17 protein-coding genes are annotated in these 19,204 nt (G+C 72.5%); 15 read left to right on the top strand and 2 right to left on the bottom strand.

Features of this window, described 5'->3' with window-relative positions:
• Window positions 1-55 precede the first annotated feature (55 nt).
• The 4 genes from ACIQWX_RS37030 to ACIQWX_RS37015 all read left to right on the top strand — a co-directional run bounded on the left by ACIQWX_RS37030 (window position 56) and on the right by ACIQWX_RS37015 (window position 4,502).
• Window positions 56-1,468 carry an NYN domain-containing protein gene (locus ACIQWX_RS37030; protein ID WP_400881329.1) on the top strand — a complete coding sequence of 471 codons (1,413 nt, stop codon included), beginning with the start codon at window positions 56-58 and terminating at the stop codon, window positions 1,466-1,468.
• 68 nt (window positions 1,469-1,536) lie between these two features.
• Window positions 1,537-1,788, top strand: a complete 252-nt coding sequence (locus tag ACIQWX_RS37025; protein ID WP_400881327.1) for a hypothetical protein — start codon at window positions 1,537-1,539, stop codon at window positions 1,786-1,788.
• Between the two features lie 424 nt (window positions 1,789-2,212).
• Entirely contained in the window at window positions 2,213-3,265 is a 1,053-nt protein-coding gene (locus ACIQWX_RS37020; RefSeq protein ID WP_400881325.1) for a C40 family peptidase, read from the top strand.
• A 79-nt stretch (window positions 3,266-3,344) separates the two neighbouring features.
• Entirely contained in the window at window positions 3,345-4,502 is a 1,158-nt protein-coding gene (locus ACIQWX_RS37015) for a glycosyltransferase family 4 protein (protein WP_400881323.1), read from the top strand.
• Here the strand turns inward: ACIQWX_RS37015 and ACIQWX_RS37010 are convergent.
• Window positions 4,499-5,122: a uridine kinase gene (locus tag ACIQWX_RS37010; protein WP_400881321.1), complete on the bottom strand. Its 624-nt coding sequence runs from the start codon at window positions 5,120-5,122 to the stop codon at window positions 4,499-4,501. The two genes, ACIQWX_RS37015 and ACIQWX_RS37010, sit on opposite strands and share 4 nt — an antisense overlap.
• 64 nt (window positions 5,123-5,186) lie before the next feature.
• Here ACIQWX_RS37010 and ACIQWX_RS37005 point away from each other — a divergent pair, with 64 nt between their 5' ends.
• The 11 genes from ACIQWX_RS37005 (at window position 5,187) to ACIQWX_RS36955 (ending at window position 18,479) form a co-directional block, all read left to right on the top strand.
• Window positions 5,187-5,603: an SRPBCC domain-containing protein gene (locus ACIQWX_RS37005; protein ID WP_400881319.1), complete on the top strand. Its 417-nt coding sequence runs from the start codon at window positions 5,187-5,189 to the stop codon at window positions 5,601-5,603.
• Between the two features lie 20 nt (window positions 5,604-5,623).
• Entirely contained in the window at window positions 5,624-6,823 is a 1,200-nt protein-coding gene (locus ACIQWX_RS37000) for a cytochrome P450 (protein ID WP_400881317.1), read from the top strand.
• Between the two features lie 96 nt (window positions 6,824-6,919).
• Window positions 6,920-8,269 (top strand): carboxypeptidase regulatory-like domain-containing protein, encoded by a 1,350-nt coding sequence (locus ACIQWX_RS36995; protein WP_400881315.1) that lies wholly within the window; start codon window positions 6,920-6,922, stop codon window positions 8,267-8,269.
• A gap of 73 nt (window positions 8,270-8,342) precedes the next feature.
• Window positions 8,343-9,623 (top strand): adenosylmethionine--8-amino-7-oxononanoate transaminase, encoded by a 1,281-nt coding sequence (locus tag ACIQWX_RS36990; RefSeq protein WP_400881313.1) that lies wholly within the window; start codon window positions 8,343-8,345, stop codon window positions 9,621-9,623.
• 218 nt (window positions 9,624-9,841) lie between these two features.
• The gene (locus ACIQWX_RS36985; protein ID WP_400881311.1) at window positions 9,842-12,073 is read left to right on the top strand and encodes a bifunctional SulP family inorganic anion transporter/carbonic anhydrase; all 2,232 of its coding nucleotides are present in this window, start codon (window positions 9,842-9,844) and stop codon (window positions 12,071-12,073) included.
• A gap of 268 nt (window positions 12,074-12,341) precedes the next feature.
• Window positions 12,342-14,519 carry a SulP family inorganic anion transporter gene (locus ACIQWX_RS36980; protein WP_400881309.1) on the top strand — a complete coding sequence of 726 codons (2,178 nt, stop codon included), beginning with the start codon at window positions 12,342-12,344 and terminating at the stop codon, window positions 14,517-14,519.
• A gap of 184 nt (window positions 14,520-14,703) precedes the next feature.
• A complete protein-coding gene (gene bioD / locus ACIQWX_RS36975; protein ID WP_400881307.1) occupies window positions 14,704-15,429 on the top strand; it encodes a dethiobiotin synthase in 726 nt (241 codons plus the stop codon).
• 72 nt (window positions 15,430-15,501) lie between these two features.
• The gene (gene bioB, locus ACIQWX_RS36970) at window positions 15,502-16,515 is read left to right on the top strand and encodes a biotin synthase BioB (protein WP_400881305.1); all 1,014 of its coding nucleotides are present in this window, start codon (window positions 15,502-15,504) and stop codon (window positions 16,513-16,515) included.
• Entirely contained in the window at window positions 16,502-16,705 is a 204-nt protein-coding gene (locus tag ACIQWX_RS36965) for a hypothetical protein (protein WP_400881303.1), read from the top strand. Before bioB ends, ACIQWX_RS36965 begins: the two co-directional genes overlap by 14 nt.
• 86 nt (window positions 16,706-16,791) lie before the next feature.
• Window positions 16,792-17,388, top strand: a complete 597-nt coding sequence (locus ACIQWX_RS36960; RefSeq protein WP_400881302.1) for a DUF2567 domain-containing protein — start codon at window positions 16,792-16,794, stop codon at window positions 17,386-17,388.
• A 65-nt stretch (window positions 17,389-17,453) separates the two neighbouring features.
• On the top strand, window positions 17,454-18,479 hold the full coding sequence (locus ACIQWX_RS36955; RefSeq protein ID WP_400881300.1) for a M48 family metallopeptidase: 1,026 nt from the start codon (window positions 17,454-17,456) through the stop codon (window positions 18,477-18,479).
• A gap of 1 nt (window position 18,480) precedes the next feature.
• On the opposite strand, the gene ACIQWX_RS36950 is transcribed toward ACIQWX_RS36955, so the two are convergent.
• Window positions 18,481-19,197, bottom strand: coding sequence for an LON peptidase substrate-binding domain-containing protein (locus tag ACIQWX_RS36950; protein ID WP_400881298.1), 717 nt, complete (start codon window positions 19,195-19,197; stop codon window positions 18,481-18,483).
• Window positions 19,198-19,204: the final 7 nt, after the last annotated feature.

Below are 19,204 nucleotides of genomic sequence, written 5' to 3'. Positions count from 1 at the left end.
CCCGGTCCGTGTGCCGCGCGGGGCACGATGCGGGGGCGGGGCCTACCCTGGACCAATGCACCCGCAGCCGCTCGTGCCGGAGCCGCCCGAGGACCCCGCCGGTCCGTCGGGTGTCGCGTCGCGCCCGGAGCAGGCGCCGGAGCACCCTCCGGAACACCCCGAGGACGCAGCCGGGCGGCCCGACCCGGCCACCTGGCCCGCACTGCCGGAGCCGGTCCGCGACCGGATCGCCGAGCTCTCGGCCGCCGCCGTCGCCAAGCTGCCTGCCACCGACGTGCCCCGCCAGCTGCGGCCGGTCGCCAAGTTCGCCCCGGCCAAGCGGGCCAAGCTGGGCGGTGCCGCGCTGCTCACCGCGCTCGGCGAGTCGGCGCAGTTCCGCACCGCCGTCATCGAGTGGCTGCGCGAGCACCGCACCGACGCGCTCGACCCGAACGCGGCCGACTCGGTCGCCGCGGCGGCCGCCGCCGTGCTGCTCGGGGAGTCCGGTGCGGCCGGGCGGGTCAGGCTCGTCGCCAAGAACGCCGAGGAAAACGCCCTGCGCGCCGAACGCGACGCCGCGCTGGCCCGCAACCAGCGCCTCGAAGCCGAGCTCGCCCAGGTGCGGGTCGAGCTCGCCGAGGCCAGGAAAGCCGCCGAGAACGCGCGCGGCGAGCGCGAGGGCGAAGTCGAGAAGCTCCTGAAGCGCCTTCGCGAGCAAGGCGTCCAGCTCCGCCAGGCGAAGGACGCGGCCGAAGTGGCCTCGGCGGACCTCGCACGCGGGGCCGGCGCCCGCGCGGAAGAGATCGCCGCCCTCACCGCCCAGCTCGAGCGCGAACGCCAGCGCGTCGCCACCGAGCGGGCCCGTGCCGAGCGCGCGGCCGCGGACGCCGACATCGCCCGCCAGTCCGCTCGCGAAGCCCGCGAAGCCGACGAAGTGCGGCTCGCACTGCTCATCGACACGATCGACGGCGCGGTCACCGGCCTGCGCCGCGAGCTGGCCCTCGGGGCGCGCGGCGCCCGGCCCGCCGACATGGTCCGCGGCGCCAGCACCGGCACCGGCCAGGGCGGCAAGATCGCCGACGTGTCCACGTTGGACCGCTACCTGGCGCTGCCCAACGTGCACCTGATCGTCGACGGCTACAACGTCACGAAGACCGGCTACCCCGAGCTGGCGCTGGCCGACCAGCGCGACCGGCTGATCCACCAGCTGTCCGCGCTGGCGGCGCGCACGTCGGCCGAGGTGACGGTGGTGTTCGACGGCGCGGGCGTGCTGTCGGTCCCGGCTTCGGTGCCGCGCGGGGTCCGGGTCCTGTTCTCCGACCGCGGGGTGCTGGCCGACGACGTCATCCGCAACATCGTCGCGGCCGAGCCCGCGGGCCGTCCGATGGTGGTGGCGACGTCCGACCGGGCGGTCGCCGACTCCGTGCGCGGCGGCGGGGCCCATCCGACCCCGTCCGCGGTGCTGGTCAGCCGCCTGTCGAGGGTGTGACCCACCGAAATTGTCGGTGGTGGCGCCTACCGTCCTCTTCGAGTCGATTCCGACGTGAGGAGGACACCGTGCACGACACCCCCGAGCTGTCCGAAGTGGACGTCTCGCACATTTCGGTTTCGGACATCGAGAACGTCGTGGTGGACTGTGACCGCTGCGTCGTGCGCGGGATCTCCTGCCACGACTGCGTCGTGAGCGTGCTGCTCGGCGCGCCACCCGCGGTCGTCTGGGACGCCGACGAGCGGCGGGCCGTGGACGCGCTCGCCGACGCCGGCATGGTGCCGCGGCTGCGCCTGGTCGAGGTTCGGCGGACCGCTTGACGCGCCCGTTTCGTGTCGGCGCGCCGAGTGGTCGATCGGAACCGATGAACGGTCGGTGACCGAAAGGCCTCCGGAAAAACCCCAGCGTGTAACGCCCATCACATGTTTTCTCCGGCCCAGGTCCGATCGGGTTTAGCAGCGCTACGGAGAGTTTTTGCCGAAGAGGTGGTGGACGCGCAGGCGGTCTTTTCGTAACCTGTCCGAGATCTCGTGGCCCCTGGCCGTCGATAAGGGCGGCGACGCGAGATCGCCGCCGGACGCAGCTTTGTCGGGATGCTGGGAACCGGAACCACCACCGCGGTCGCAGCTGTTGCGGAAGAAGACGGCTCGCGCGCGGTGACGGGACAGCGGCGAAGAGGAACCCCCGACCTCTTCGCGCCCCGGTCCCCACGGCGGCCGAGACGCAAAGGAGACCCGCGCGACCGTGCAGTCGCATCCAGTTAGGCGCGTGGTTTCAGGTGCCCTCGCGGCGGCTTCGGTGATCACCCTCGTCACCATCGCCCAGCCGACGGCCACCGCCGCCCCAGTCCCCGTTCTCCAGGCCCCGCCGACCGGTTCGGACGCCCTGGCCCAGTACCGCGACCTCGCGGCCCAGGCCGAAAAGCTCAACGAAGACCTGCTCAAGGCCCAGGACGACCTGAAGGCCAAGCAGGGTGAGCTCGACAAGGCCACCGGCGACGTCACCGCGGCGAAGGACCAGGCCGCCGTCGCGGCCGAGAACCAGAAGAAGTACCAGACCGAGGTCGACAAGTTCGCCGGCGCGTCGTTCACCAGCGGCGTCCAGCTGAACAAGCTGTCCGCGCTGCTGGCCGGCACGTCCACTCAGGACTTCCTGGACCGCTCCTCCGCCCTCGAGGTCATCGCGACCGAGAAGAACGGCGCGATGGGCAACCTCACCGGTGCCGTCCAGCAGGCCACCGACGCCACGAACAAGGCTTCGGACGCCGCCAAGCGCGCGACCGACGCCCGTGACGCCGCGGCGAAGCTGACCGACGACATCAAGGCCAAGCAGAAGACGCTGAACGACCAGATCGAGCAGCTCAAGGCGGCCAACAAGAGCCTGAGCGCGCTCGACAAGGCCCAGCAGAAGGACACCGGCGGCTCGCCGACCGGGCTCAAGGCCCCCACCGCGGCCGCCCAGGCCGCGCTGGACGCGGCGCTGAGCAAGCTCGGCAAGCCCTACGGCTGGGGCGACACCGGCCCGAACTCGTTCGACTGCTCGGGCCTGATGCTGTGGGCCTACAAGCAGGCCGGCCTCACCCTGCCGCGGTCGAGCCGCGAGCAGTCCACCTTCGGCGCCGCGGTGCCGCGGGACCAGCTGCAGCCGGGCGACCTCGTGTTCTTCTACTCGCCCGTTTCGCACGTCGGCATGTACATCGGCGACGGCAAGATGGTCCACGCGCCGGACACCGGCGACGTGGTGAAGATCTCGCCGCTGCAGAGCCAGTACTCGGGCGCCCGGCGCCCGACGTCCTGACCCAGGCACCACGAAGGGGCGGTACCGCACACGCGGTGCCGCCCTTTCGCCGTGTACGGCCCCCGCTAGCCTTTGCAGCGTGCTCAAGACCCTCCTCGTGACCAACGACTTCCCGCCGCGGCCCGGGGGGATCCAGAACTACCTGAACTCCCTCGCCACCCGGCTGCCGGCGGACGACCTGGTCGTCTACGCGCCGTCGTGGGAGTCGCGGACGGGATCGCACGAGGAGTTCGACGCCGAGGCGCCGTTCGAGGTCGTCCGGCACCCCACGTCGCTGATGCTGCCGACGCCGGACGTCCTTCGCCGCGCGAAGCAGATCATGCGCGCGAGGGACTGCGAAGCGGTCTGGTTCGGCGCGGCCGCGCCGCTCGCGCTGCTGGGGCACTCCCTGCGCCAGGCCGGGGCACGGCGGATCGTGGCGTCCACGCACGGGCACGAGGTCGGCTGGTCCATGCTCCCCGGGAGCAGGCAGGCGTTGCGCCGCATCGGCGACACCGTGGACGTCGTCACCTACGTCAGCCGCTACACCCGCGGCCGGTTCGCCGCCGCGTTCGGCGCGATGGCCGGGCTGGAGCTGCTGCCGTCCGGAGTGGACACCGAGCTGTACAAACCGGACCCGGCCGGGCGCGCCGAAATCCGGGCGCGGCACGGCCTTTCCGACCGCCCGACCGTCGTCTGCGTGTCCCGGCTCGTCCCGCGCAAGGGCCAGGACCAGCTGATCCGCGCGCTGCCGAAGATCCGCGAGCGCGTGCCGGACGCGGCTTTGCTGATCGTCGGCGGCGGCCCGTACCGCAAGGCGCTCACCAGGCTGGTCACCGAGCTGGGCCTGGAGCGCGACGTCGTGCTCACCGGGTCTGTGCCGTGGGCCGAGCTGCCGGCGCACTACGCCGCGGGCGACGTCTTCGCCATGCCGGCCCGCACGCGAGGCAAGGGCCTCGACGTCGAAGGGCTCGGCATCGTCTACCTGGAGGCGTCCGCGACCGGCCTGCCGGTGGTGGCGGGCAACTCCGGCGGCGCGCCCGAAGCGGTGCTCGACGAGGTCACCGGGCACGTCGTCGAAGGCCGGGACGTCGACCAGCTCGCCGAAACCGTGGCCAGCCTGCTGGGCGACCCGGTGCGCGCGCGGCGGATGGGCGCGGCCGGGCGGGCCTGGGTGACGGAGAACTGGCGCTGGGACACCATGGCCGGGCGGCTGGCCGGCCTGCTGGACGGCGATCCGGTGGCCGTCGACCGCTAAGGCGTGTAGAGCGCCGGGTGCCGCGGATCGTCGACGCGCACGACGACGTCGGCGAACGAGCTCGGGTCGACCTCCTCTTCGTACCGCTCGTACGCCGGGACGGCCCAGGCGTCCGGCACGCGGCGGCGCAGGGCCGCGGGGGAGAGCCACAGGTGCACGGCCAGGTCGAACGCCAGGCCGGCGCCCAGCAGCAGTTCGCCGTCGACCAGCACGACCCCGCCTTCGGGCACCGGCACGCGCTCGGCGCGGGTCGCGCGGTCGCGTTCGGCGTCCCACAGCGACGGCAGGACCTCACCCGACCCGTTTTCGCCGAGCGGGTCGAGGACTTCGCGGCGCAGGGCGCCCACGTCGAGCCAGTCGGTGTAGCGGGCGTCGGGGTCGGTGCGGCCGTGTTCGAAGCGCAGGGACGCCGGCCGCAGGAAGTCGCGCGCGGACACGCGCAGGGCCGCGCGGCCGCGCAACCGCAGCGGGTCGACCAGTGCGTCGGCGAGCTCGGTGGTTTCCGTCGCCCCCTCGGCGCCGTCGACGGCGACCGCGATCCGGCGCCGCCCGGTGAGCGCGTCGACGCGGTCGGTCAGTTCTTCGGCCAGGACGGCGGGGGAGATGGGGCGGTAGCGCACGGGTACCGATCCTGCACCCGGGCCGGGAACCGGTTTTGTCGTACCCCGGTGGGAGGATGGCGCCATGACTTCTTCAGTGGGGAAGACGGCCGATGTGGGGTGGAACATCGGCGTTTCGCGCGTCCTGCCGTACCCGGCCGAGACGATCTGGGACTTCCTGGTCAGCCAGGACGGCGTCGCGATCTGGCTCGGCCCGGGGGTGGAGCTGCCGCGGGAAAAGGGCGCGGAGTACGAAACGGCGAACGGAACGATCGGCGAGATCCGCAGCTACGTCGAGAACGACCGCGTGCGGCTCACGTGGCGGCCGAGCGACTGGGACCACGACTCCACGGTCCAGGTGCGGCTGAGCGGCGCGACGGGCACCAAGACCACGCTGCGGTTCCACCAGGAATGGCTTTCGGGCGCGGAGGAACGCGAAGAACAGCGGGCATACTGGCAGGACGTGACCGAGCGCGTGGTGGCGGCACTCGCCGAGCGCTGAGGCGGACTCTTGGGGGCGGGATGACGACCGTGGAAGTGGCCGAGGACTTCGCGCAGGACGCGCACCTGTTCGCGCACTTGCTCCGCGCGGGCGGCCCGGTGCGCCGGGCGCGGATGCCGCGCGGCCTGGACTGCTACATCGTCACGGACTTCGCGCAGGCGCGGGCCCTGCTGGCGGATCCGCGGCTGCACAAGGACAACCGGCGCGCGTACGAGCTGTTCGAGGCGAAGCTCCCGGCCGGGGCGACCAGCCAGGGCGGCTTCGGCGAGGCGCTCGGGCGGCACATGCTCAACACCGACCCGCCGGACCACTCGCGGCTGCGCAAGCTGGTGAACAAGGCGTTCACCGGGCGGACGGTGGCCCGGCTGCGGCCGCGGGTCGAGGAGATCACCACCGAGCTGCTCGACGCGCTGGCCGGGCAGGAGCGGGTCGACCTGCTGCCGTCGTTCGCCGCGCCGCTGCCGATCACGGTGATCTGCGAGCTGCTGGGCGTCGCCCCGGAGGACCGCACCGAGTTCTCCGCGTGGTCGAAGACACTGCTGAGCCCGTCGGCGCCGGAAGAAGCGCAGCACGCGGCGCAGAGCATGCTCACCTACCTCACCGGCCTGGTCGAGCAGAAGCGCGCGAAGCCGGCCGAGGACCTGCTGTCGGATCTGGTGCACGCGAGCGACGAAGGCGACTCGCTGTCCGGTGACGAGCTCATCGCGATGGCGTTCCTGCTGCTGGTCGCCGGCCACGAGACCACGGTCAACCTGATCGCCAACAGCGTCCTGGCGCTGCTGCGCGAGCCGGAGCAGCTGGCGCTGCTGCGCGCCGACCCGTCCCTGATGCCGGGCGCGGTCGAGGAGTTCCTCCGCTTCGACGGCCCGATCCACCTGGCCACGCTGCGGTTCACCGCGGAGCCGGTCGAAGCGGGCGACACGATCATCCCGGAGGGCGAGTTCGTGCTGATCTCGCTGCTGGGCGCGAACCGCGACGGCGAGCGGTTCCCGGAGCCGGACCGCCTCGACGTCACGCGGGCCGCGGGCGGCCACCTGGCGTTCGGCCACGGCATCCACTACTGCGTCGGCGCGCCGCTGGCCCGGCTCGAGGCCGAGATCGCGCTGGCCGGCCTGCTGGCGCGGTTCCCGGACCTCGCGCTGGACGCGGAGCCGGGCGACCTGGTCTACCGGTACAGCTCGCTGGTGCACGGGTTGGAGGCGCTGCCCGTTCGCCTGTGAGGTGCGTCACGTGATGACGGCCAAGGGGCCTCCTTCGCGCGTGAAAGCGCCGAAGCCCGCGCGGGAGGTGCGGGCCGGAGGTGAGGGGGAGTCACCTTGGGGATCCGACGCGTACTGGTGACACTGGCCGCGGTGCTCGTGGCGATCGTGGGGTTCGCCGTCCCGGCGAGTGCGGAGGACTACGACCTGCGGGGCACCGCCGTGGTCGAAGGCGGTCCGTACCTGGCGGGGGAGCCGGTCACCGTGAAGTACACCGTGACCAACGCCGGCACCCGCGGCGTCTACTACTCGCACGGCATCGCCGACCACCTGGGCGGCACGCACTTCTGGGTGGATTCGGGCTGGGGCGACCTCGCGCCGGGCGGGTTCGGCGCGAGCTTCGAGCCCGGCGAAACCCGGGAGTACCTGCTGACCGGGACCCTCACGGGTGCACTCGACGGGGACTCCCGGTTCCGGCTGTCGGTGTCGCTGCTGGACGGCGTCACCCCGCCGCTCGCGCCGGCCGAGGTGGTCGTGCGGGCGGCGGCGGGAACGACCACGATCGGCGGCCAGGCGTTCGCCGACGCGGACGAGGACGGCGTCGCCGACCCGGGCGAGGCGCTCGCCGGGGCGGAGGTCCGGCTCTACGGCCCTGACCTTTCCGCTACGCGAACCACCGGCGCCGACGGCCGGTACTCCTTCGCGGACCTGCCGCCCGGGCGCTACGACGTCTACCCGGAGAGCGCACCCGGCGGCTGGATCCTGGGCGGCGGCACGAGCGTGCGAGCCGACGGCTCGGCGCCGGTCGTCGAGGTGCCGCTGCGGGCGTTGCGCCCGCTTTCCGAGTCGCTGCACGCGAAAGTCGCGCTGGACAGAGACGTCTACCGCGTGGGCGATCCGGCGGTGCTGACGGTGACGCTGGCCAACACGGGCAGCCGCGTCCTCTCGGGCGTCTACGGCGCCTGCGACCGCGGTGACATCGGCCGCTCCCTCGACATCACCCCGGCCGGCTGGGGCGAGCTGGACTACTTCGGCCCGGGCGCGACGATCCGGCCGGGGGAGACCCGGACGTTCGAGGTGCCCGGAACCGTCACCGAACGCGCCGGCCGGTGGGGCGTGCTCGAGCAGATCTGCGACTTCACCCACGACGAGGCCTACCACGCCGGCGTCCCCGATGCCCGAGACACGGCGAAGATCCTCGGCCTCGACGGCACCAGCACGGGCCGGATCGTCACCGAGACCGGGGACGGCCTGGCCGGACAGTCGGTGACGGCCACCGACATCGACACCGGCCAGGCGCTCACCACGACGACCGACGCCGACGGGAACCTCACCGTCGCCGGGCCCACCGGCCGCTACCGGCTGTCGGTGGCCGGTCCGTGGGTGCTCGACGGTCCAGCCCCGGTGTACGTCGTGTCGGAGACGATGAACCAGAACGGCTGGGTGTTCACGAGGCACCCGGCCTGACCGCGTTAGCTCCACCTTCCTCCCCGCCGCCACCCTCAACGGAGGCGCTTCGCGCCCCTGTTTTAATGCTGGGATGGACTCCGCCGACCTGCTCGCCCTCGACGCCCAGCACGTGTGGCACCCCTACGCGCCGATGCCGGCGAAGGTGCCCTCGCTGCTGGTCGCCGAGGCGAGCGGGGTGCGGCTGAAGCTCGCCGACGGCCGGGAGCTCGTCGACGGGATGTCGTCGTGGTGGTCGGCCATCCACGGCTACCGGCACCCGGTGCTCGACGCCGCGCTCGCCGACCAGGCCGGGCGGATGAGCCACGTCATGTTCGGCGGCCTGACGCACGAGCCCGCGATCACCCTCGCGAAGACGCTGGTCGACCTCACGCCCGACGGGCTCGAGCACGTTTTCCTCAGCGACTCCGGCTCGGTGTCGGTCGAGGTCGCCGCGAAGATGTGCCTGCAGTACCAGCGTTCGCGCGGGCTGCCGGAAAAGCGGAAGCTGCTGACCTGGCGCGGCGGCTACCACGGCGACACCTTCACGCCGATGAGCGTCTGCGACCCCGACGGCGGCATGCACTCGCTGTGGCGCGGCGTCCTGCCCGAGCAGGTCTTCGTGCCCGCGCCGCCGTCCGGGTTCGACGCGCCGCCGGAGGAGTCCTATGTGGACACTCTGGCGGACGCGATCGGCGCGCACGCCGGGGAACTGGCCGCGGTGATCGTCGAACCGGTCGTGCAGGGCGCGGGCGGGATGCGGTTCCACAGCCCGGCTTATCTGCGTGCGCTGCGGGAGCTGACCGAGGCGCACGACGTCCTGCTGATCTTCGACGAGATCGCGACCGGCTTCGGCCGCACCGGCGCGCTGTTCGCCGCGGAGCACGCCGGCGTGACGCCGGACGTGCTCTGCGTCGGCAAGGCGCTGACCGGCGGCTACCTGAGCATGGCGGCGACGCTGTGCACGCCGGAGGTCGCGGCGGGCATTTCCCGCGGCGCGCTGCCGGTTCTCGCGCACGGGCCGACGTTCATGGGCAACCCCCTGGCCTCGGCGGTCGCGAACGCCTCGCTCGGCCTGCTCGCCGGCGGCGCGTGGCGCGACGACGTCACCCGGCTCGAAAAGGGCCTGCTCGACGGCCTGGCGCCGGCGCGCGACCTCGGGGCGGTGGTGGACGTCCGGGTGCTCGGCGGGATCGGCGTGCTGCAGCTCGACCACCCCGTCGACATGGCCGTGGCCACCGAAGTCGTCACCGGGCACGGTGCCTGGCTGCGGCCGTTCCGCGACCTCGTCTACGCGATGCCGCCGTACGTTTCGACTGACGACGACCTCGCCGTGATCACCCGCGCGATGCTCGCGGTCGCGGAAAAGGCGTGAATTCAGCACATCGGGTGTGACCACCGGCACAGCCAGACCCGAAGGTCCCTCACCGTCGCGCTCCGTGCCGGAGCCGGATCCACACCACGCGATCGGCGGAGGTTGCCGCGGGGGTTTTCGCCTGAAAGGTCCGGGGCACCGAACCGATCCGTACCGGCGCAAACGCGAGAAATGCTTGCGTAGCGGACTTTTCGCGTGGATTGGGCAATCCTGCCCCCATGATCGAGATCGTTCGCGGAGAACACGACACCGGCCCCCCGAAGACCCCCCGGTTCCTGGAGAACCTCAACCACGATTTCCTCGCTTCGATAGTCGTCTTCCTCGTCGCCGTCCCCCTGTCCCTCGGCGTGGCGTTCGCCGCCGGGGCGCCGTTGCTCTCGGGCCTGATCTCCGCCGTCGTCGGCGGGCTGGTCGCGAGTCTCTTCGGCGGATCGCCGCTGCAGGTCAGCGGCCCGTCCGCCGCCCTCACCGTGGTGCTGGCCGACACGATCGCCACCCACGGCTGGCCCGTCACCTGCGCGATCACCGTCGCCGCGGGCCTGCTCCAGATCCTCTTCGGCCTGACGCGCCTGGCCCGCGCCGCGCTCGCCGTCTCGCCTGCCATCGTGCACGGGCTGCTCGCCGGCATCGGCGTCACGCTCGTGCTCGGGCAGCTGCACGTCGTGCTCGGCGGCACGGCGCAAGGCTCGGCGCTGGCCAACGTCCTCGCGCTGCCGGGGCGGATCGCCGCGCACCACGACCAGGCCGTGCTGATCGGCGTGGTCACCCTCGCGGTGCTGCTGGCCTGGCCGCGGCTGCCGAAGGCCGTCCGCCGCGTGCCCGCGCCGCTGGCGGCGGTCGCGCTGGCCACCGGGCTGTCCGTGCTGACCGGCATGAGCCTGCCGCGCGTCGACCTCCCGGCCGGGCTGCCCGCGCTGCACATCGTGCCGCGGCTGCCGGACGGCGGCTGGGGCGGCTTCGCGGTCGCCGCCGTCACCATCGCGCTGATCGCCGGCCTGGAGAGCCTGCTGTCCGCGGTGTCGGTGGACAAGCTGCGCGGCGGCCCGCGCACCGACCTCGACCGCGAGCTCGTCGGACAGGGCGCGGCGAACGTCGCCGCCGGCGCGCTCGGCGGGTTCCCGGTCACCGGCGTCATCGTGCGCAGCATGACCAACTACGAAGCCGGGGCGCGCACCCGGGCGTCGGCGATCCTGCACTGCTGCTGGATCCTCGCCGCCTGCCTGCTGCTGACCGGCGTGCTGCGGCTGATCCCGCTGGCCGCGCTCGCCGCGCTGCTGGTGTACGTCGGGGCGAAACTGGTGAACCTCCACGGGCTCAAGGAAGTCCGCCGCCACGGCGACCTGCCGGTGTACGCCGTCACGCTGGCCGGCGCGGTCGCCGTCAACCTGCTCACCGGTGTCGCGGCGGGGATCCTGCTGGCGCTCGCGATGATGCTGCGGCGGATGATCTTCTCCGGTATCCACGTCGAGAAGGACGGCGACCGCCACCGCGTCGTCATCGAAGGCGCGCTGACGTTCCTGTCCGTGCCGCGGCTGACGCGGGTGCTCGCCGACGTGCCGCCGCACGCCGAAGTCACCCTGGAGCTGCTCGTCGACTACCTCGACCACGCCGCGTTCGACTGCCTGCGCGGCTGGCAGCAGGCGCACGCCGGGCCGGTGACGGTCGACGAGATCGGGCACCCGTGGTTCGAACGCGGCACCTCGGGCGCGCCGACCGTGCGCCGCAGCGTCGCCGCGCGGGTCGTCCCGCGGTGGCTCGCGCCGTGGTCGCAGTGGCAGGCCGAGCACGTCGTGCTGCCCGCGCAGCGGACGGCCAGTTCGCTGCTGTGCCGCGGTGCTTCGGAGTTCCAGCGCCGGACCGCGCCGCTGCTGCGCGAGACGTGGGACGGGCTGGCGCACGGCCAGCAGCCGCACACGCTGTTCATCACCTGCGGCGACGCGCGGATCGTGCCGAACCTCATCACGACCAGCGGCCCGGGCGACCTGTTCACCGTGCGGAACATCGGCAACCTCGTGCCGCCGGCCGACGGCGACGACTCGTCGGTCGGCGCGGCGATCGAGTACGCCGTGGGGGTGCTGGGCGTCGCGGAGATCGTGGTGTGCGGGCATTCCGGGTGCGGGGCGATGAAGGCGTTGCTCGGACAGGCGCCGGACGGCCTGGTGCAGCTCGGCAGCTGGCTGCGCCACGGCGAGGCGACGCTGCGGCGGCGTTCGCGCGAAGCCCCGCTGCTGCTGGGCGGAGACCGGCCGGCGGCGGAGGCCGACCAGCTGGCGCTGCAGAACGTGGTGCAGCAGCTGGAAACCCTGCGCGGCTACCCGGTGGTCGCCGCGGCGCTGGCGCGCGGCGGGCTCCGGTTGACGGGCATGTACTTCGACGTCGGCGCCGCACAAGTGTCCCTTTTGGACGACGCGGCCCGCGGGTTCGTCCCGGCGGGTGCCCTGGAGCACTGACCCCCAGCGCCCCAATGTGGCCTTCGGTGCGTCAGACGCACCGAAGGCCACATTGGGTGCGTCAGACGCAACCAAGGCCACATTGGGGCGCTGGGGCCGGTGAGCGGAAACCCTTATGTAGTACGGGATTCAACTGTCGTCTGACAGAAATGATCTTGTGAACGGCGGGTTAATGATCTGTCCGGTTTGTGACGTTCGGGCTAAATATGGCGAGTTGTTCACCCGATCGAGTGGTGCATAGCGGACATTTCACACGATTTCCGGTTGCATGGTGATCATGAGACCCCTCGCCGTGCTCCGCCACGACCTGCCGGCCTCACTGGTCGTCTTCCTCGTAGCAGTACCCCTGTCCCTCGGCATCGCCCTCGCTTCGGGCGCGCCGGTCGCCGCCGGGCTGGTGGCCGCCGTCGTCGGCGGCATCGTCGCCGGCGCGCTCGGCGGCTCCGCGCTCCAGGTGAGCGGGCCGGCCGCCGGCCTGACCGTCGTCATGGCCGAAACCATCCAGACGTTCGGCTGGGTCGTCACCTGCGCGATCACCGTCGCCGCCGGGGCGCTCCAGATCCTGCTGGGGCTGAGCCGCATCGCCCGCGCCGCGCTGGCCATCTCGCCGGCCATCGTGCACGGCATGCTGGCCGGCATCGGCGTCACGATCGTGCTCGGCCAGCTGCACGTCATCCTCGGCGGCAAGGCCCAGAGCTCCGCGCTCGAAAACATCGCGGAGCTGCCCGGCCAGATCGTCGCCCACCACGACTCGGCCGCGCTGATCGGCCTGCTCACCATCGCGATCCTGCTCGTCTGGCCGCGGCTGCCGAAGGCCGTGCAACGTGTTCCCGGCCCCCTGGCCGCGATCGCCGTGGCCACCGTCCTGTCCGTCGTCACCGGGATGACGCTGCCCCGCGTCGAACTACCCGGTGACCTGCTGGACATCCACCTCGTCCCGCAACTGCCCGACGGCGGCTGGGGCGGGTTCGCGCTCGCCGTCGTCACCATCGCGCTGATCGCCAGCGTCGAAAGCCTGCTTTCGGCCGTGGCGGTGGACAAGATGCACACCGGGCGGCGCGCCAACCTCGACCGCGAACTGGTCGGCCAGGGCGCGGCCAACATGGTGTCCGGCGCGCTGGGCGGCCTGCCGGTCACCGGCGTGATCGTCCGCAGCTCCACCAACGTGGCGGCCGGCGCGAAGACCCGGGCGTCGGCGGTGCTGCACGGCGTCTGGGTGCTGCTGTTCGTCGTCCTGCTCGCCGGGCTCATCCAGAGCATCCCCCTGGCCGCGCTGGCCGGGCTGCTGGTGCACGTCGGCGCGAAGCTGGTCAACCCCGGGCACATGAAGACCGTCCTGGCGCACGGCGACCTGCCGGTCTACCTGCTCACGCTCGGCGGCGTCGTCGTGTTCGACCTGCTCACCGGCGTGCTCGCCGGCATCGGGCTGGCGCTGGTGCTGATGCTGCGCCGGACGTTGTGGTCGGGAATCCACGTCGAACATGAGGGTGACGCCTGGCGCGTGGTCGTCGAGGGTGTCCTGACGTTCCTGTCGGTGCCGCGGCTGTCGAAGATCTTGGGCGGCATCCCGGCCGGGGTGCCGGTGCGGCTGGAGCTGGTCGTCGACTACCTCGACCACGCCGCGTTCGAGAGCCTGCACACCTGGCAGCAGGCCCACGAGCGCGCGGGCGGCACGGTCGACGTCGACGAGGTCGGCCACCCGTGGTTCGGCGAAGGCAAGGCGGGCCGTCCGACGCGGTCCCGGCTGGCCGCGAGCCGGGCGGTGCCGCGCTGGCTCGCGCCGTGGTCGGCGTGGCAGGCGGTGGAAGGGATCCCGGCCCAGCAGACCCGCCGCGGCGCGACGGAGTTCCACCGCCGAGCGGCCCCGCTGCTGCGCGACACGCTGTCGGGCCTGGCGGACGGCCAGCGCCCCCGCACGCTGTTCATCACCTGCGGCGACTCCCGGATCGTGCCGAACCTGATCACGACCAGCGGCCCGGGCGACCTGTTCACGATCCGCAACATCGGCAACCTGGTGCCGCCGGGCCAGGCGGACCCGTCGATGAACGCGTCGATCGAGTACGCGGTCGGAGTGCTGGGGGTCGAGGAGATCGTGGTGTGCGGCCATTCCGGCTGCGGCGCGATGGCGGCGCTGGCCGAGGGACCACCGCCGGGGCCGCTGTCGGTGTGGTTGCGGCACGCGGAGCCGAGCGCGCACCGGACGGGTTCGGCCACTTTGGACGGTGGGGTCCCGGACCGTGAAGGCGATCGGCTGGCGTTGCACAACGTGCTGCAACAGCTGGAGCACCTGCGCGAGTACCCGTCGGTGGCCGCCGCGGAGGCGGCGGGGAAGGTGCAGCTGACCGGGATGTACTTCGCGGTCGGGACCGCGCAGGTGTACTTGTTCGACGGCGCGGAGCGGACGTTCCGCCCGGCCGGGGCGCCGGTGGTGGTGCCAGGCGCCTGATCCCGGCCGGCCCGGCTTGAGAGGTCGCGAATGACCCATTCGGGACGTGGGAGGTCCCGAATGGGTCATTCGCGGCACCCGCGGCCCGGAAACCGGCGCTGACCTGGGTGTCTTTCGGTGTCGCCGCTTCGGTTCCGGTGCCCGCGGTGCGCACCCCGCTCCCGACTCACTAAGTTGATGGTCCGTGACCATGCTGGTGATGACGGGGACCGGGACCGGGGTCGGCAAGACGATCACCACGGCGGCCATCGCCGCCCTGGCGGTGGCCGGCGGGCAGCGCGTCGCCGTCCTGAAACCCGCCCAGACCGGGGTCGGGCCCGACGAGCCCGGTGATCTCGCCGATGTGCGGCGCCTCGCCGGCCGGGACGTCACCACCCGCGAGCTGCGGCGCTACCCCGACCCCCTCTCACCCGAAGCCGCCGCGCGGCGCAGTGGCCTGCCCACCCTCGATCCCGGGGAGATCGCGCGGGCCGCGTCCGACCTCGACACCGGGCACGACCTCACGCTCATCGAGGGCGCCGGCGGCCTGCTCGTGCGCTTCGACAAGGCCGGCTCCAGCCTCGCCGACGTCGCCTGGTCGCTCGGGTCGCTCGTGATCATCGTCGCCGAGGCGGGGCTCGGGACGCTCAACGCCACCGCGCTCACCGCCGAGGTCGCCACCAAGCGGGGCCTGACCGTCGCCGGCGTCATCATCGGCTCCTGGCCCGCCGAACCGGACCTCGCCGCGCTGTCGAACCTCGAAGACCTGCCCGTCGCCGCCGGGGCGCCGCTGCTCGGCGCGCTGCCCGCCGGGCTCGGGGACGCCTCGCCCGAGGAGTTCCTGTCCGCCGCCCGGGCCGGGCTCTCGCCGTGGTTCGGCGGCGAGTTCGACCCCGAGCTGTTCGCCGGGTGCGCTTCCGCCGGGAAGTGACCTGCGTCGCTGTCGTCCCGGCGTGCCTTCGTGCACGATGAGGGACGCTTCCACCACGACCAAGGAGACGCCGTGACCGCAGTCCCGGACACCGATGTGCTCGCCTACGCGCGCGAGCACGTCCTCGAAAACGGCGTCGGCCTGGGCGAAGCCGAAGTCCTCGAGGTGCTGCGGCTGCCCGACGACCGGCTGCCCGACCTGCTCGCGCTCGCCCACGACGTCCGGATGCGCTGGTGCGGGCCCGAGGTCGAGGTCGAGGGCATCATCAGCCTCAAGACCGGCGGCTGCCCGGAGGACTGCCACTTCTGCTCCCAGTCCGGCCGCTTCCCGACGCCGGTGCGCTCGGCGTGGCTCGACATCCCGAACCTGGTCAAGGCCGCCCGGCAGACCGCCGAGACCGGCGCGACGGAGTTCTGCATCGTCGCCGCCGTCCGCGGCCCGGACCAGCGCCTGCTCTCGCAGGTCCGCGAGGGCGTGAAGGCCATCCGCGCGGACGGCAACGACATCCAGATCGCCTGCTCCCTCGGCATGCTCACGCAGGAGCAGGTCGACGAGCTCGTCGAGATGGGCGTGCACCGCTACAACCACAACCTCGAGACGGCGCGCTCGCACTTCCCGTCGGTGGTCACGACGCACACCTGGGAAGAGCGCTGGGACACGCTGCGGATGGTCGCCGACGCGGGCATGGAGGTCTGCTGCGGCGGCATCATCGGCATGGGGGAGACGGTCGAGCAGCGCGCGGAGTTCGCGGTGCAGCTGGCCGAGCTGAGCCCGCACGAGGTGCCGATGAACTTCCTCATCCCGCAGCCGGGGACGCCGTACGAGCACTACGAAATCGTCGAGGGCAAGGACGCCCTGCGGACGGTCGCGGCGTTCCGGCTCGCGATGCCGAAGACGATGCTGCGCTTCGCGGGCGGCCGCGAGCTGACGCTCGGCGACCTCGGCGCGGAGCAGGGCATGCTCGGCGGCGTCAACGCGATCATCGTCGGCAACTACCTGACCAACCTCGGCCGCCCGGCCAGTGCGGACCTGGAGATGCTGGACGAGCTCAAGATGCCCATCAAGGCGCTCAGTGACAGCCTCTGACGCTGCCTTTTGCGTCCACTGTGGACAGCAGTCGCCGGGTGGGTCGGACCACCCGGCGTGCCACAACCCCCGGACGGCGCTCGAGCCGCCGCGCTACTGCACGTTCTGCGCCCGGCGGCTGGTGGTCCAGGTGAGCCCGCTCGGCTGGACGGCCCGCTGCAGCCGGCACGGCGAGACCGCGAGCGGCTGACTCGCGACGTCCGACACGACCGGCGGCTCACCGCGGTCACGCACCGACCGGTTACCCTCAGTCGCACGCAGCAGGAGGGAGTCCGGGTGAGTGAGTCGTCGGGGCCCGCGCACCGGCCGTCGGCCGTGGCCGGTCCGTGGTCGGTGCCCGTGCTGGTCCGGGAACGGCGGCCGCGCGTCGTCGTCAAGGCCGACCTGCTGCCCGCCGTCAGCGTGCTCGGCACCCTCAGCCTGCTGAGCTTCCCGCTCGCCTTCGCCTGGTCCCGCCTCGCGCCGCCCGAACGCGTCCGCATCGTCGCCGCCGACGGCACCCAGGGACCGCTCGAGCTCGAAAGCTGGCACCGCTTCGACGACCTCGCCGTGTTCGGGCTGATGACGCTCGGGCTGGGGATCGTCGTCGGCATCGTCGTCTGGCTGCTGCGCGAACGCCGCGGGCCGGTCGTGCTGGTCGCGGCCGTGCTCGGGGTCGCCCTCGCGAGCGCGCTGGCCGTGCTGCTCGGCGTCGGCTGGGCGAACAGCCACTACGCCATCTCCAGCGCTCCCGCGCTCGGGTCGGTGATCGAACTGGCGCCGCGGCTGGAGTCGTGGTGGGTGCTGCTCACCGGCCCGCTCGGGGTGACCATCTCCTACAGCCTGCTCGTCACCTGGAACGGCCGTGACGACCTGGGCCGCCGGCTCGGCTAGCCGCCCCCATCGGGTGAACGCCGTCCCCTAAGCTGTGCCCCCTCGACCACAGGGGGATTCCAGCAGTGACCGAAGACATCGAAGTTTCGCGCCACCACGCCGTCCGCTTCCCGGGCATCAGCCCGCGCGCCTACGAGCACCCCGTGGACCGCGGCGCGCTCGCCACCCTGCGGGCCGTTCCCGGGTTCGCGCAGGTTGTCAAGGCCATCTCGGGCTTCTACAACGAGCGCGGCGAGCGGCTGATGGCGCTGGCCTCGTCGATCCGCGTCGGGCCGAAGCAGTACCCGGAGCTCGACCGCCTGCGCCACGAGTGCGCCGAGACGCTCGACCTGCCGGTGCCCAACCTGTTCGTCTACCAGGACCCGCGGATCAGCGCCGAGGCCGTCGGCATGGACGAGCCGTTCATCCGGGTCAGCACCGGGCTCGTCGAGCTGATGAGCCACGAGTCGCTGCGGTTCGTGCTCGGGCACGAGATGGGGCACGTGCTGTCCGGGCACGCGGTCTACCGCACGATGATGGTGCGCCTGATCTCGCTGCAGCTGGCGATGTCGTGGACGCCGGTGAGCGCGCTCGGCATCCGGGCGATCGTCGCGGCGCTGCGCGAGTGGTTCCGCAAGGCCGAGCTGTCGTGCGACCGCGCCGGGCTGCTCTGCGGCCAGGACCCGACGGCCGCGCTGCGCGCCCAGATCCAGGTGGCCGGCGGCATCGACCCGGCCCGCATCGACATCCCGTCGTTCCTGAAGCAGGCGGCCGAGTACGAGTCGGTCGAGGACATCCGCGACAGCTTCCTCAAGCTCAAGTTCGTCGAGACGGAGTCGCACCCGTTCGCGGTGGTCCGCGCGGCCCAGCTGCAGAAGTGGGCGGCGTCGGAGGAGTACCGCGCGATCCTGGCGGGCGACTACCCGCGCCGCGACGACGACACCCCGACGTCCGACTGGAAGGACGACCTCAAGTCGGCCGCCAAGTCGTACAAGGAGTCGTGGAACTCCTCGGCCGACCCGCTGACGAAGGTGTTCAGCGACGTCGGCGAAGCGGTTTCCAGCACCGCGGGCAAGGTGTGGACCAAGTTCGGCAACGGGTCCGCGGGCTGAATCAGTTCATGCTGGCCGGGCGGCTGAGATCGGTGAGCTCGCCCGGCGGCAGCGGCACCGCGCCGAGGGTGTCCAGGAATCCCGCCTCCCGCGTCAGCAGCCGGCACGCGATCCGCAGCCGGCGCAGGGGGTGGCGTTCCTCCAGCAGCCGCTGCCGGTCTTCCAGCGGCAGCAGGCAGTCCGCCGCCAGCTGGTAGGCCAGGTCGGCCAGGTCGGTGGTCGCTTCCGGGCTCTGCCAGTCGTCGCTGCGCCACGCCGTTTCGCAGTAGCGCCGGTGCGCCGTCCGGGCGACCACCGCCAGGCGTTCGGCCATGTCGCCGGACGGCGACATCGGGTCGTCGTCGACCCACTCCACCGAGGCGATCAGGTACGGCGCCGACACGCAGTCGAGGTCCGTCAGGCGGAAGCGGCGCCGGGCCTGCGACACGACGTCGAACCGGCCGTCCGGCAGGCGCTTCGCCTCGCGCAGCACCGTGCTGCAGCCGATCTCGTACAGCTGGTCCAGACCACGCACCTCGCGGGTCAGCGACGACCGCAGCGCCACCACGCCGAACTCGCGCCCGGGCACCGTGCCGCCGACCAGGTCCGCCATCAGCTGGCGGTACCGCGGCTCGAAGATGTGCAGCGGCAGCTTGGCTCCCGGGAGCAGAACGGTCTGCAACGGGAACAACGGCAGCAAGGTCGTCGTCTCGTCGCTTTCCGGTTCCGGCTCGGTCACGCGTCCA

It is taken from the genome of Amycolatopsis sp. NPDC098790 (assembly GCF_044759945.1).
GTDB lineage: Bacteria > Actinomycetota > Actinomycetes > Mycobacteriales > Pseudonocardiaceae > Amycolatopsis.
The sequence above is the reverse complement of the archived record's forward strand: the minus strand, read 5'-3'. Positions and strand labels throughout refer to the sequence as shown.